Below are 14,025 nucleotides of genomic sequence, written 5' to 3'. Positions count from 1 at the left end.
TCCCGTCTGCCTAGTTCTCATTTGTCCGTCAAGTTCTCATTCACCGGTTTCACGCCGCTGCAAGGGAAAGCCGCACGTCGCATCCGGTCGGTTAGGACGTCGCAAAGACGAGCAAAAGTGCATTAGAATTCTGCCTTTTTCTTAAAAGAGGGCGAAAGACGGTCAAATGTGCAGGTCTTTTTCACGAGAATGGACCGATTTCGCAAAAATCGCTCCAAAGACCTGCATTATTGCTTTAGAATCTGGTATGTAGCGGCTTTTTCCTAAAAAGACCTGCATTATCGCTTTAGAATAACGCACCACGCGGCTTTTCCTAAGGCTGCGGGCAGAATCAAAGATGTGGACGGGCCGGAGGCCGTCCCATCGAGCGACGGATACGCTGGTTAGGAGAACGGTTCTTTCGATTGGAATGATCCGTTCTTCTTTTTTAACCCGAACCGAAGCAAAAAAGATAGCTTTGAGACGACCGCAGTCTGACTCCCAAAGCTATCTTCAAGTTCAATTATTTAATAATTCCTTTTTCATTAATGATTTTCGTCGCTTCATCGACCATCCATTTCTGAACTTCATCAATCGGCGAATTGCTCAGCATAAATTTACTGAAGCCGTCGTTGATAATTTTAGTCAACTCGGACGAAGCCGTTGTCATGACCGGAGAAGCATCCAAAAATTGAATGTCGCTGCCGGCAACCGCATTTTTCAAAGACTCCACATCATACCATTCTTCCTTGCCGGCGATCAAACGATCGAGAATGGCGTCATTATTCGCTTTCTTCCAGCCCGAGAATTCGGTTCTCGCCGGGGAATCTGCCGTCGTCATATATCTCATCAATTGGAACGCGGCTTCTTTATGCTTGGAAGTTGTACCTATTGCCAGCTGGTTGCCGCTGGTGAAATATTTGCCGCCTTCGTATTCTTTAGGCTCGGCTCCTTGCGGAGGCAGCGGCACCGGAGCGAACGCCGTCTTGAATTGGTGCGGATATTGCTCCTGATTGCCCGCATCCGGAATCGTCCAGTTGCCGGTGAGAATCATAGCGGCCTCTTCGTTGAAAAATTCCGTGCGGTAGTTCAGCTTGGCGGCCAACACGTCTGCATAAGGCTTCGCGGATTTATCGGTCTCCTCCATATCTTTGCGCAATTGGAAGAAATACTTGTACGTCGGGTCTGCCAGAATCGTCGTTCCGTCGCTGTAGAGGAACGGATCCTTCATTACCGTCTGCGCCGGAGCATTCATGTACAGCTCCCAAGTGTGAAAATACGTGCCATACTGCTTGTCCACGCCTTCGCCTTTAGTCAGCTTCTTGGCATACTCGCGAAAATCGTCCCAAGTCCAGCCGTAGGTCGGGACCGGCAGCCCCGCTTCGTCCAGCGCATCTTTGTTTAACATTACGTAATTGATGCTTTTCGTGTACTGCATGCCGTAATATTTGCCGTCAATTTTCGGATTGACATAATATTCGTCTTCAGGGACCAAATTGTTTTTCTCATAGAATTCGTTCAACGGAGTCAGCGCGCCCCGGCTCGCCCGCAAGAGAACATCGCTAAGGCTCGGGAGCTGTACTACGTCGACCGCTTCACCGGAAGAAATGAGAAAATCAAGCTTTTTCAGCATTTCCACAGAATCACCGGGAACGAGCACGACATGCTCGACCTTGATATTCGGGTTCTCTTTCATGAACTCTTCCAGCATGGCATCGGTACTGGCCGACTGGGCATCGTTATCCCAGTTGTAATACTTGATGGTGACTTGATCCTGATTTCCACCGGTATTGGAGTCGCCCCCCGATTCGGAACCGGATTTGCCGCATGCGCTCAACAACAGGATAAGCATCAGCGACAGACTAAGCAATAATGAAATACTGCGTTTGCTTTTTTGATTCATTTTGCTTCAACCCCCGTTACTATATATGGTTCGAATAACTTTCAACATCAGTATAAACACGGGCGTCTGCGGCCAAGTGCAAAATTTTGAGGTCCTGGGCAGACGATTTTGACCTTTTGCGCCAAAACTTTAGCCCTTCACACCGCCGAGCGAAATCCCGTTAATCACTTGTCTCTGCATCGTAATAAAGACGATCACCAGCGGAACAATGGCTGACAAGGCTGCCATCATCATTATCGCATAATTGTTCGTATAATCATCTCTGAATAACGTCATTCCAAGCGGAATTGTATAGAGCTCTTTACTGAGCAGGAAAATGAGCGGATTCTGGTAATCGTTCCAGGTCCAAATAAATTTAATAATCGCCACGGTAGCCAGCACCGGCTTGCACAGCGGGAGCATGATGGACACGAACGTTCGAATATGTCCCGCACCGTCAATCTTCGCCGCTTCGATGAATTCGTCGCTGACACCGGCCATAAACTGGCGCAGCAGAAAAGTGAAGTAGATAGAAAACATGCTCATCAGGATCAGCGCGGCATGCGTGTCATAAAGGCCGAACCAGCGGATCAGCAGGAACCGTGGAATCAACGTCGCCTGATCCGGTATAATCATAAACGATATAAGGGCAAGAAACACCAGATTTCTTCCCCGGAACCGCAATTTGGTCAAAGCGTAAGCAGACATCGCAGATATAACCAGGGCGATGCACGTCGTAATGACTGCAACAAACAGCGAGTTGGCATAAAAGTGATAAAAAGGCACTTTCCCCATCCAGACGGTCTTGAAGTTGTACAGCACGTTGATCTTTTCGGGAATCCATTGGATCGGAAAGCGCATCACATCCTTTTCAAACTTGAAAGCGGCGGATACCATCCAAATTAACGGAATCAGGAAGACGATGGATATCCCTGCCATTATTATAGTTGTTATTATTTTTGCAAAATTTTTACGAATTAGCAGCAAGACGATCCCCTCCTCAAATAGAATGCGTGTTCAATTAAAGTCGACTCTCCCTTATAGCGCGTCTTCCTGTCTCATCTTCCAGGTGAGTGCCGTTACAAGCCCGATAATGGCGAACAGCAGCCAGGAAATCGCGGACGCGTAGCCCATGTTATAAAATTTGAAGCCTTCCTCGTATATGCGGTACACAAGCACGGTCGAGGAATTGTTCGGGCCTCCTTCGGTCAGGAAAGAAACAATGTCGAATACTTTGAACGAACCGATCAGCATTGTAATGAACAGGAAAAACGTCGTAGGACGCAGCAAAGGAATGGTGATTTTGAAAAATTTCTGCAATGCGGTTGCTCCGTCGATTTCCGCGGCCTCGTACAGCTCTTCCGAAATGTTCGTCAGACCGGCCAAATAAATAATGATCGTGTAACCGAGCCCCGCCCAAGCACTAATAATCGCAACGGATAACAGGGACGTCTTCGGATCTGCCAGCCATTTCGGCGGATTGGAGATTCCAATATCCATCAGAAACTGGTTGATCGGGCCAAGAGAAGGATGGAACAAAGCGCTCCATACGGCGGCTACCGCAATAATGGACGAAATATAGGGAATGAAAAATGCCACTTTGAAATAATCCTTCAAATATACTCTGCTTTGGATCAGAACCGCCAGCACCAAGGCGATGGCAATCGGTACCGGAACGGTGAAAATGGTGTAGATCAAATTATTTTTCAACGCTTGCAAAATAGTCGGGTCATTAAACATACGAATATAATTGTCAAGCCCGATAAATTTGATCCCTTTCACTCCGGACAACAAATCCCAGGAGGAGAGGCTCAAGTACAGTGAAAAACCGAGGGCAAATACGTTCAGAAGCAGCATGCCCACGATCTCCGGCACAAGAAAGAGCCACCCGACCAGCGCTTCCTTACGCTGCGGAGTCCAAAATTTCCGGGGTTTCGGAAAACTGTCGGGCGTCGTTTGTTTAGCAACATCCACGTCGTATCACCTCAACATTTTGTTCGTTGCTATTAATGATAATCCAGCGCCCTGCCGCTCAAAGGATGGATTCTGACCAGCTATGTGAACTATTTTGACTTTTTTATACCGCCATCATTTCCTAAATAAAAAAAAGCTCCTGACGGAGCTGGGTGATTCGAATTTATTTGGCATATCTGCCTGCGGAGTGCCGCGTTTTATAATCGCTGGGGGTCATACCGATATATTTCTTGAACACCTTCGAGAAATAGGTTCGGTCCGAGTACCCGAGACCAATAGCCAGCGATTCGAGGGTTTGGCTTGACGTTACAAGCATCTTCGCGGCTATTTTCATCTTGTATTGATGAACATAATCCGTAAAATTGATGCCGGTCAATCGTTTGAAGTAACGCGAGAAATAACTCGGATTCAGAAATAAATATCGGGCCATGTCTATGGAAGTAATGTTCTCGGATAAATGCCGGTCGATATATTGCTGAATGACCTGCAGCTTCGGTTCCCGTACGGCTGGGCCCGTTTCGTGCCGGTTCTCAGCGATCCGCACAAGTTTGTTCACCGCCAAATCCATCGCGTCCCGCAATGTTCTTGCGGAAGATAGATAGAAATAGAACGCCTCATCGGAGTTCGGGTTTCCAAACATCATTTCAATGCTGCGCAGAAGATAAGATACGTCTCTGATGAATTCGCCCGGCTCTACCCTTTGTTCCAGTGCAGCCTGGCCAATATTTGCAACGATGTGACGAACGGCCTCGATGTCTGACTTCAGCAAGACCCGTTCCAGCTCGGGTTTATACGGATCGAGAAAGCCTTGCGGGGACGGCAGGAAAATATTTTGCACAAAACGATTGATTTCCGAAACCGTCAGTTCGTCGCCCACGTAAAATTCATTTTTATGATGAATCAATGATTGGTAGATGGGTCCGATCGACTGTACGAGCATTTTATCCGTTACAGCAACCGTACTTAACCGTACTTTTATAAATTGTGAACAGCGCCACCGCAGCTCCTGCAAATAGTTATGAAAATGCTGATTCGCGTTATTCGCCAAGTTAAGCCTATAGTTGTATAGTACGGCAAGGTGGCCCTGTTCCATAAACGGCGTGATGCCCTCGTAAGAAGCCGACAGCTCTGTCGCAATATTGTAAATGGCATACAAAATAAGCGGCAGGTCGCTTTGGTCGTACAGTTGTTCATAGGAAGAGTAGTTGAGATGAACAATGCCCAGCATAAACCAGGGATACCCCCACGAAATGCCAAGCTGAGAAGCATACCCGAGCGTCGTCTCGGGATGAACTCCGTCGATAACTCTCTGAAACAGACCGTGCTTGAAAAGCTCGTTATTGTAATTGGACGTCTCATGATCCATTCTGGTCGCTTTCGCCTTCAGCAACCGGATCGATTTTTTCAAACTCTGCTCCAATTGCTCCGCCGTTAACTGATCCTTGAGCAAATAATCGTCCGCATTCAGCCTTAAGGCGCTTTGCGCATAATGAAAATCCTCGTGGCAGGTCAGAAAGATTACGCGAATTTCCGGCTGCATCCGGGTGAATGCGGCCGCAAGCTCAATTCCGTTAGTCTGAGGCAAGCCGATGTCGGTAATTACGATGTCCGGCGCCGTTTCTTTAAACATGTGCAGAGCCTTGGCGCTCGAATAGGTCGTCCCGACGATATGCAGGTTGAGCGACTCCCAGTCGATCATTTGCCGCAGCACTTTCAGCATTGGCACATCGTCGTCGATTAACATGACTTTATGCATCATAGTCTCGTCCCCCCCGACAAGAAAAGGTTTCGTTCTCCCACAGGAATATGCAGAATGGCACTAGTGCCTCCTAGCGGATTGGAGCAGAGCGTCAAGGCTGCGGACGGACCGAATGTCAGCCTGAGCCTTTGGATCACATTGATCAGCCCCACCCTTTCGTAGGAGGAATAGGCTTCCGTATCGTCGGACGACAGCCGGCCGTTCAGTTCCTTCATCAGCTCCTCCTCCATGCCGCATCCGTTATCCTCGATCTCGATGGTCATACGATCATCCGCGCTTCTGGCGCGAACCGTGATGACAGCATCGGGCCTGTCCATTAGTCCGTGCACGATGGCGTTTTCGATTATCGGCTGCAGAATCAATTTGGGGATCACCGTCTGCTCGAGCCCCGGTACCAGATCCACCTTCAGCTCCACTGGAATTTCGTTCCGGATTTTCATAATATCGACGTAATGGCCGAGCAGCTTGCATTCTTCCTGCAGAGTGGCCGGTTCATTGACCTTGAGATACGCCCGCAGCAGGCTCATAAGCGAATCGATGATGCCGCTGTGCAGCCGGTCCTCCTGCAGGATCAAGCTGCATTTGATCGAATTCAGCGTATTAATCAGAAAGTGAGGCCGGATTTGCATAAACAATGCTTCTAATTCCATCACTCTCTTCTGCTCTTGCTCCTGCTCAATGTCATTAATCAAGCCTTGGAGCTGATCCAGCATCGTATTTAACGTACGCCCCAATTCGGCGATATCGTCCTTGCCCTTGACCTCAAGCCTTGCGTCCAGGTTGCCTGTCCCGAATTGGCGGACTACACGCTGCAGCTTTTGAATGGGCATGTGCAATCTTTTGGCAATAAAAATGGACGATATGGAAAAAATGATAAAAAATAAGAAAACAGCGGCCATTCCGGCGTAAAACGTTCTTGATATTTCGCCCGTGAACGACTCTTGAGACGCCTCGTAAACAAGAGTCCAATCCGTCTTGTCCAGCGAGACTTCCGACCGCAGGCTAGAATTGGCAGGCGCCGTACCATGCAGCGAAAGGTCCTCGTTGCCTGCAATCCGATTTCCTTCAGCGTCGAACAGAGCTACCTTCCCGAACTCCACCGGCTTCAGCAGCCCTTCGAAATAGGACTCGGAAATACCGATCAGGAGGACGGACAGAAATTTGTTATCATGGCTGTCATGGATGACTCTGGCGATATAATAACTGCTCTTGTTCGTCGATTGGTCGGTTGCCATACCGAGCCATTGGAGCGTTTCCGGCCGGTTGAAATCGACCTTGCCCAGCAGCAAGTCAAGGTTCTGGCTGACAGGCGTCAGCTCTGTCGTATTGGAAGAAATAATAAAGCGTTCTCTGTTCACCAGATACATGCGTGTATGGTTATTCAACGGTTTGGATGCGATCAGAGAAAATCCGTCCCTGATCTGCGTAAAGTTCGTATAATCATCGAACGTGCGGATTCGATCCGTATCTGCGAATTTTTCAAGATATACCCTGAAATTTGAGTCATTGACAATAAAATGCGAGGCAAACGTTACGTCGTCGATCGTCTTCCCTATTTCATCGATCATCACGTTCAGGAAGTTATCATTGCTTAATTGCAGCTTCTCTACCATCGTCTGCTTGATGAGAACGAAGGAGATGACCGACACGGCTATGATAGGCAAAAAAATAAGAACGAGAAACGACAGCTGCATTCTTCGGTAATAGGTCAATTTGAACATGTGACTCGGCCTCTTCCATCCTGCTTTACTTTCATTGTATCAGGACAACGAAACGGCCGCATTTCCTTTTTATACATATGTTTTCTCCCGTTCCCGAATTTTTGCATGCCTTATCCGTGCGCCCTTACGTCGGCACCCTTTCGATGCGGCCGGTACTTTCCTTATTTAACGCAGCATGGGCTGCAGGCCCTATTCACAGCTTGCGCCGCTAATCGCGTTCATACCAGTAGCCCCCGATTCCACGTTCCAGGCGCATGAGCGACTCCAAATAGAAATAATCGCCCCAAATCATGAAATCATCGGGCGACAGCCCGCCGCGAACGTGGTAAGAGCCCCGCTTGAGCAGCCCTTCCGCTTCCTCTCCGACCGTCGAGTAACACTGCACCAGCGAGGTCATCGATTTCACGAGCCATTCCTGAAAATAAGCCCGCTCGGGGTCCTGCACATTCAATTGGGAAATCAGCTCCAGCAATCCCGCAGCCGCAATCGCGGATGCCGAGCTGTCGCGATAGGTGTCGGGCGTGACGGGAACGTTAAAGTCCCAGTACGCAACATGGTCTGCCGGCAGATGCTCGATGAAATACCGGGCCATGCGTTTGGCTGTTTCCAGATATTGCGGCTCTTTCATATACCGGTAAGATAACGCGAAGCCGTATATCCCCCAGGCTTGGCCGCGCGTCCAGGTTGAGCCGTTCGTATACCCCTGGTGCGTCGCCCCGCCGATCGGCTCTCCCGTTTCCGGACGAAAGAAGAAAGTATGGTAAGAACTGTCGTCCCCTCTTACCAGGTAGCGTCTGCTTTTGTCCGCCTGGGTCGCGGCCGCTTCCCTGTATTGGGGGTTGCCGGTCTGCTCACTTGCCCAGTACAGAAGCGGCAAATTCAACAGGCAATCAATAATGATGCGGCCGCCTTCCTTCGGGTCGCCCGCGGGTCCCCAGGCTTGAATGTAACGGCCCGGCTCGCGCCACCGCTTCATCAGTACATCGGCCGCCTGAAGGGCCAGCCGCCGCGCTTCCTCGTCCTTCTCGACAATCCATTGCGCTTTGGCCGACAGGGAATACAGAAATCCGACGTCATGATGATCAAGCACGACATGATTGATTAAACGTCGGCGAAAGCTATCGACGGTTCGTGACGCGGCCGCCCGATAACGTTCGTCCTGTGTATATTCATAACAAAGCCAGAGCATGCCGGACCAAAATCCGTTCGTCCAATCGTTGTTCTCGATTTGCCGGTAAACCCCGTTTTGGCTGACATGGGGGAATCGGTCCCCGAACCGGTCGATGTTGTTTAACGTCTTGGCGACGGCGTCTTCAATCGCTTTTTTCCACACCATAACAAGCTCCCTTCGCTTTCTTACATTGCTTTCTACCCATTTTAGCGAAATAAGGAGAGCGGTGCGGGTTCAAATTTTAGCTGAAGTGTGCAATATTTTTACCCTATTTCAAAAACGCCTATTTTATCGAAACCAAATCAAATCCTATCCGTAGAAGTATTCCAGGGGAAAAAGTGCTTACATAATACGGCCCCGGAAACGAGGATTTTTACTTATGAGTTCCAAACGAATTGTGATCGTCTGTACGATGGCTGCCGCCATCGCCATTGGCATCGTATGGAATGAGGAGAAAAGCGCTGCAGCATGCGTCGATAAATATAAAATTCTAAGCAAAATCTCCGGCGGCGACGGAACACAGCAAGACGCCGCCGTTCGAGATCCTTTGCTTCATGCGCTTGGCGCTGCGTCGGATGAGGAAGTCTACTATTCGTTATATGATGGCAAATCACTGGCTGACATCGCCGCCGCTAACAATGCCGATGTACAGAACGTCATCGATCTGCAAATCGCCGAATTGACCGAACAACTGGACGCACGTCTAGCAAACGGCAGCCTGTCTCGGGAAGCGTATCTGGCCCATAAATCGGAAGTGGCGGATATTATCGAGCGCAGCGTTTACGGCGGGAACTTATGAAATAAACTTTGAACAACGTAAAGATGTCATTATTTCGTTAGGTATGTATTTTTGATAAAGGGGGACTTCTTACCGGGGTACCCTGAACAAAGTCATTCAGGAGATGGAGGAAATGGGAGGGCAGGGACCAGCCAATGGCTTGACCTGCCAAACCGCCTACAATTATTTTCGCAGCAAATGTTTACAAAGTGTTAGGAGCCGTGAGAACGGCAAGAAAGCTTGGGTTAACCATTCCTGGAGATATAAGCATTGTTGGTTAACTAACTGAGAACTTCTCATCCTTGAAACGCAATCGTTCGCATCCCTTTTACTCCCGGCTTTGTTCGGAAGAGGCTGCCCGCTAGCGGATACTCCTCCAGCTCTTGCTCGGACATGCCTACTCGTGCCGAAGTTATATACAACTCATCCAAATTAGGGCCGCCAAAGGTACAGGAGGTGACCAAAGGAACCGGAAGCTCAATCTGTCCAAGCTGCCTGCCGCTTCCGGGGTCCCATCTGGACACCCGGGCTCCGCCCCAATGAGCTATCCAAAGCATTCCTTCCTCGTCAATCGTCATACCGTCCGGCAAGCCCTGATCTTGTTCCAAGCGGATGACCACCCGTCTGCTGCTGATTGCTCCTGTCGCCGCCTCATAGTCAAAGGCAGCCACCTCCCTCGTTGGCGTATCAATGTAATAGAAAGTGCCCCCGTCCGGACTCCAGGCCAAGCCGTTGGAGCAGGATACGGATTCCACCATCCGCGATACATTCCAGTCTTCGTCGAGGCGATACAAGGCTCCCTGGAAGCTCTCCCCGGTTAACGACATCGTTCCGGCCCAGAATCTGCCCGCCGGATCACATTTCCCGTCGTTAAAGCGGTTGCCCGGCAGATGCTGTTCGGGATCATGAATGGCCGTCAGCTTTCCACTATCCGGATCGTAGGTATGGAACCCATGCTGAAGCGCCAGCAGCAGGCCGCCCGCCTGGCGAGGAACGAGTGCGCCGATCATCTGATTCAATGCGGTCTTATGTATCGTCTCCCTATGCGGGTCGTATTCGTAAATCGTTTGCCCGATAATATCCACCATATACAGCACTTCCCGCTGTCCATCCCATGTCGGCCCTTCCCCCAGAACCGCTTGAATACCAGCTATCGTTTCTATCACTGTCCGTCACCTCGTTAGTTTGTAGGGGTCTTCTGAACTTGAATTTGTATTTTCTAAAGGGCCACACCGATTCAGCCGGAATACCGTTATCCTTTAACGGCGCCTACCGCAATTCCTTTGACGAAAAACCTCTGAAAAGCAAGGAAAAACAGCAGCATAGGGATAAAAGTGACCGTCGCCCCGGCCATTGCCAGCCCCAAATTAATGCTCTGCGTCCCATAAGCCAGCTTCGATACCGCAAGCGGCAGGGTGAACATTTCCCTCTTGTCCGTGACGACCAGTTGCCATAAATACTCGTTCCATACCGCCACGAACGAGAAAATCCCCAGTGCGCCGATCGCCGGCTTAATTATTGGCAGCACTATGCTGATAAACGTTCGGATTTCCCCCGCTCCATCGATCCGGGCCGCTTCCAGAAGCTCGTTGGGCACGGACTGCATAAACTGCTTAACCAGAAATACCCCGAACGGATAAGCGATAAACGGTACGATCAGACCGGCATAAGTGTTGATCCATTTCAAGTCGGCGATTAGCAGGTAGAGCGGAATCAACAGAACCTGATGCGGTAGCATCATCGTGATCAGCATCAGCCAAAACAACTGCTTCTTCCCGGGAAACTGCTTCTTGCCAAAAGCATACCCCGCCGTCGTACTGGTAAGAATAGCCCCGATCGACGCACAGCCGGCAACAAAAATGCTGTTGAACAACCAGCGGAAGGCCGGATTATTTGTAAACAATTGATTATAGTTGGCCAGCGTCGGTGACTTCGGGAACCATTCCGGAGGTATCTTCATCGTGTCTGACAAAATTTTAAAAGAGCCGGTCAGCATCCAATACAGCGGCATTAGGGAAAATAGGGCGAGAACAATCACGACCGCCAACCCCAATATACTCCAGCCTTTTTCTGGCGCACTCATTTTGCGGTAATTCATCTTAACGGGCCCTCCTTTTCCATCAGCGGTCTTATCAGAAGTCAAAACTCCGTGTCCTGTCCGAGCAAGCGGAAGTTAAACCAGGCCAGGAAGCTGACAATGACCAGCATAACCACACCAAGCGCGGAGGCGTAACCGAAATTAAAAAAATCGAATGCCGTCTGATAAATGCGGTAAACAATCGTCTGCGTCCCGTTGGCCGGCCCTCCGTTGGTAAGGAGCATGATAACGACAAATACCTGGAAAACGGCTATCGTCTGCGTCACCATAACAAACAGCGTTGTCGGCTTTAATAGAGGAAGCGTAATCCGGAAAAACCGCTGACGGCTGTTTGCCCCATCTATCATTGCCGCTTCCTGCAAATCTTGGGGGATTCCCCCTAAGGCAGCCAGAAACAGAATGATAGGCTGGCCAAGCACCAGGGTAATAACAACTATAATAATCGAAACGAGCGCTTTGCCGGGGGTTCCCAGCCATGCAACCGGCTCCAGTCCTATCAGACCGATTAAATAGTTAAAAAGCCCGTAAGTGGGATTATAAATCCAAAGCCAAACCATGGAGAGGACTACTCCGCTCGCTACAACTGGCATGTAGAAAGACATCCGGAAGAAGGTCTGGACATGTTTGTTTAACGGATGAACCACTACGGCTACCAGGATAGAAATAACGACTACGGCCGGAACAACGCCCAGTGTAATAAGCAGCGTATTGACTAACGCTTTCCAGAAGGCGTCGTCATGATAGAGGGCAACATAATGCTGCAGTCCAACGAATTTCCTTGTGTTCAGCTTAACGTCATATAAGCTGAAGCCTACTCCTTGAACTAAAGGCAACAATGTAAAGATGACAAAAAAGAAGTAAGCCGGAAGGAGAAAAAAATATGCCCATCTAGCCTGTATGATTCTTCTGATCAACCTTAATGCCCTCCTTCCTATTCTATCCCCTAAGCACTCGAAACCTTAAGACAGGGGTAAGGAATGCCCTTCACCCAGGCATTCCACACTTTTCCCCATGTTATTTCGCCAGTATTTTATTGACTGCCCGCTCATAATCCTCCAGCGCTTGAGCAGGTGTTTTCTGCTTTAATAGAACCGCTTGAATTTCCGGCTGCAATAGAACGCGGAATTCCGCATATTTCGGATGAGTCACGCCCATATCCTCCAGCCCTCGTTCTTCAATGATTTTCTGCAGCACCCTATAGTTCGCGTCATCCTTCATAGGGACTCCGGCCGATTTCTTCACCGGGAATTGTCCAGCGCTCTTCGCATATACCTGCTGATGCTCCGTATTGTTCAGGTATAACAGGAATTCGATAACCCATTTCAATTTATACTCGTCATCTTGCTTGAATACAGCGAATCCGGTAGGTCCTACAGGAACCCCATTGCTGACTCCTTCGTCATTAGGCTGGTGGACCATGACCAGATCGTGCTCCCCGTTCGTCTTGCCTTCTTCTTTGGCGGCATTCAGCCTCGCCCAGACGGCCAAAGTATCGCTAACCGAGCCCAACTGCCCCTGCCACATCAGCGTATCTATTTCCCCGGCTTGAGTCGTAACGGCACTCGGCTGCAGCTTGCCTTCATCGTTCAGCTTGACCAGATATTCCAGCGCCTTGACAGCTTCCGGGCTGTTTAACGCTGTCTTGCTGTAATCGCCGTCCTTGAACAGCTTGGCTCCGAAGCCCCAGAGAAGGTTCAGGATGCCTTGGTCGCCCTGAGGAACCGCAATCTGTACGGCATAAGGGAAGACTTTATTCTTCTCGGCAATCGCTTGGATCGCCTCATCGAACTGCTCTATCGTCCAGTAAGGGTTTTCAGGTGTCGGCAGGAGATTCTCCTTGCCCTTCTTCGACCATAATTCCTTGTTGACGACAAGGCCTGCCGCCCACGCATAGGCTGGGAGCGCATGAAGGTGCCCATCGATGGTATACAAATCCAGGTAATCCTGAATATAATCATCCAGCTCCTCCTTAGGCAGCAAGTCTTCTAAATTCTCCAGCACCCCTTCATAGGCGTATTGTGCAGTTCTTCCAAGGTAATCACGTAAAATATCCGGAGGTGTTCCGCCAGCAATAGCTACAGGCACTTTCTTTGGAAGATCATCCCATGTAAGCGTTTGAATATCGATGGTTACGTGAGGGTGAAGATCCATAAATTTTTGCGCTTGAATCTTCTCGTAGTCGCCGTAATTTTTAGTCTCATCTTCCATTCCCTCAATTAATTGGAAACGCGGGTCAATCCAATAAGTGATTGTGACCGGCTTTTCTTTGGAGTCCCCATCTCCCCCGGCATTCCCCTCTGATCCGGTGCCCTTTCCCTGCTGACCGGAGCAAGCCGTGGCCATTAATAAGATCGCGAGCAGTCCGCTCATAATCGGTAGGCGAAACCTTCTCATCCATCTCCCCCCAAAAGTCATAATAATTAATGTATAGAAACAGGCGAACCTGCAGCTATAAAAGGAACACCGGGCCGATCCGTTGTTGGAGGACTAAAGATGCCATTGTCGTTCGTATCACAATGAGAGACATAGTCTCTTTTATTACTTATATTCTATTATAGACCCTAATTAGTGTCAAGCACGGAATGAAATCGCCTTCATGCCGCATCCGGGTCGGTAAGGAAGTCGTAAAGACGAGCAAAAGTGCATTAAAATCCGCCCCTTTC

At 49.4% G+C, this 14,025-nt stretch carries 11 protein-coding genes; 1 reads left to right on the top strand and 10 read right to left on the bottom strand.

The features are described 5' to 3' along the window. Window positions 1-502: 502 nt before the first annotated feature. From ACTHRH_RS11740 to ACTHRH_RS11715, 6 genes are all read right to left on the bottom strand, one after another. Window positions 503-1,882: an ABC transporter substrate-binding protein gene (locus ACTHRH_RS11740; RefSeq protein WP_150959982.1), complete on the bottom strand. Its 1,380-nt coding sequence runs from the start codon at window positions 1,880-1,882 to the stop codon at window positions 503-505. Between the two features lie 129 nt (window positions 1,883-2,011). Next, window positions 2,012-2,800, bottom strand: a complete 789-nt coding sequence (locus ACTHRH_RS11735; RefSeq protein WP_150959994.1) for a carbohydrate ABC transporter permease — start codon at window positions 2,798-2,800, stop codon at window positions 2,012-2,014. Between the two features lie 99 nt (window positions 2,801-2,899). After that, window positions 2,900-3,835: a carbohydrate ABC transporter permease gene (locus ACTHRH_RS11730; RefSeq protein WP_150959983.1), complete on the bottom strand. Its 936-nt coding sequence runs from the start codon at window positions 3,833-3,835 to the stop codon at window positions 2,900-2,902. 163 nt (window positions 3,836-3,998) lie between these two features. Next, on the bottom strand, window positions 3,999-5,594 hold the full coding sequence (locus ACTHRH_RS11725; protein WP_225312703.1) for a response regulator transcription factor: 1,596 nt from the start codon (window positions 5,592-5,594) through the stop codon (window positions 3,999-4,001). After that, window positions 5,591-7,315, bottom strand: coding sequence for a cache domain-containing sensor histidine kinase (locus ACTHRH_RS11720; RefSeq protein WP_150959984.1), 1,725 nt, complete (start codon window positions 7,313-7,315; stop codon window positions 5,591-5,593). The genes ACTHRH_RS11725 and ACTHRH_RS11720 overlap by 4 nt, the downstream gene beginning before the upstream one ends. Before the next feature lie 208 nt (window positions 7,316-7,523). Beyond that, entirely contained in the window at window positions 7,524-8,651 is a 1,128-nt protein-coding gene (locus ACTHRH_RS11715) for a glycoside hydrolase family 88 protein (RefSeq protein WP_150959985.1), read from the bottom strand. Between the two features lie 214 nt (window positions 8,652-8,865). Here ACTHRH_RS11715 and ACTHRH_RS11710 point away from each other — a divergent pair, with 214 nt between their 5' ends. Continuing rightward, entirely contained in the window at window positions 8,866-9,285 is a 420-nt protein-coding gene (locus ACTHRH_RS11710) for a hypothetical protein (RefSeq protein ID WP_144933452.1), read from the top strand. Window positions 9,286-9,560: 275 nt separating this feature from the next. Here the strand turns inward: ACTHRH_RS11710 and ACTHRH_RS11705 are convergent, their stop codons facing one another. The 4 genes from ACTHRH_RS11705 to ACTHRH_RS11690 all read right to left on the bottom strand — a co-directional run bounded on the left by ACTHRH_RS11705 (window position 9,561) and on the right by ACTHRH_RS11690 (window position 13,756). Next, window positions 9,561-10,427 carry an SMP-30/gluconolactonase/LRE family protein gene (locus tag ACTHRH_RS11705; protein ID WP_144933511.1) on the bottom strand — a complete coding sequence of 289 codons (867 nt, stop codon included), beginning with the start codon at window positions 10,425-10,427 and terminating at the stop codon, window positions 9,561-9,563. 89 nt (window positions 10,428-10,516) lie between these two features. Then, window positions 10,517-11,362: a carbohydrate ABC transporter permease gene (locus ACTHRH_RS11700; protein ID WP_144933450.1), complete on the bottom strand. Its 846-nt coding sequence runs from the start codon at window positions 11,360-11,362 to the stop codon at window positions 10,517-10,519. A 41-nt stretch (window positions 11,363-11,403) separates the two neighbouring features. Next, on the bottom strand, window positions 11,404-12,276 hold the full coding sequence (locus tag ACTHRH_RS11695; protein WP_191964361.1) for a carbohydrate ABC transporter permease: 873 nt from the start codon (window positions 12,274-12,276) through the stop codon (window positions 11,404-11,406). Window positions 12,277-12,376: 100 nt separating this feature from the next. Beyond that, window positions 12,377-13,756, bottom strand: a complete 1,380-nt coding sequence (locus tag ACTHRH_RS11690) for an ABC transporter substrate-binding protein (protein ID WP_186328203.1) — start codon at window positions 13,754-13,756, stop codon at window positions 12,377-12,379. Window positions 13,757-14,025 lie beyond the last annotated feature (269 nt).

The sequence above is a fragment of the Paenibacillus sp. SAFN-117 genome, assembly GCF_051966115.1.
GTDB classification, from domain to species: domain Bacteria; phylum Bacillota; class Bacilli; order Paenibacillales; family NBRC-103111; genus Paenibacillus_L; species Paenibacillus_L residui.
The sequence above is the reverse complement of the archived record's forward strand: the minus strand, read 5'-3'. Positions and strand labels throughout refer to the sequence as shown.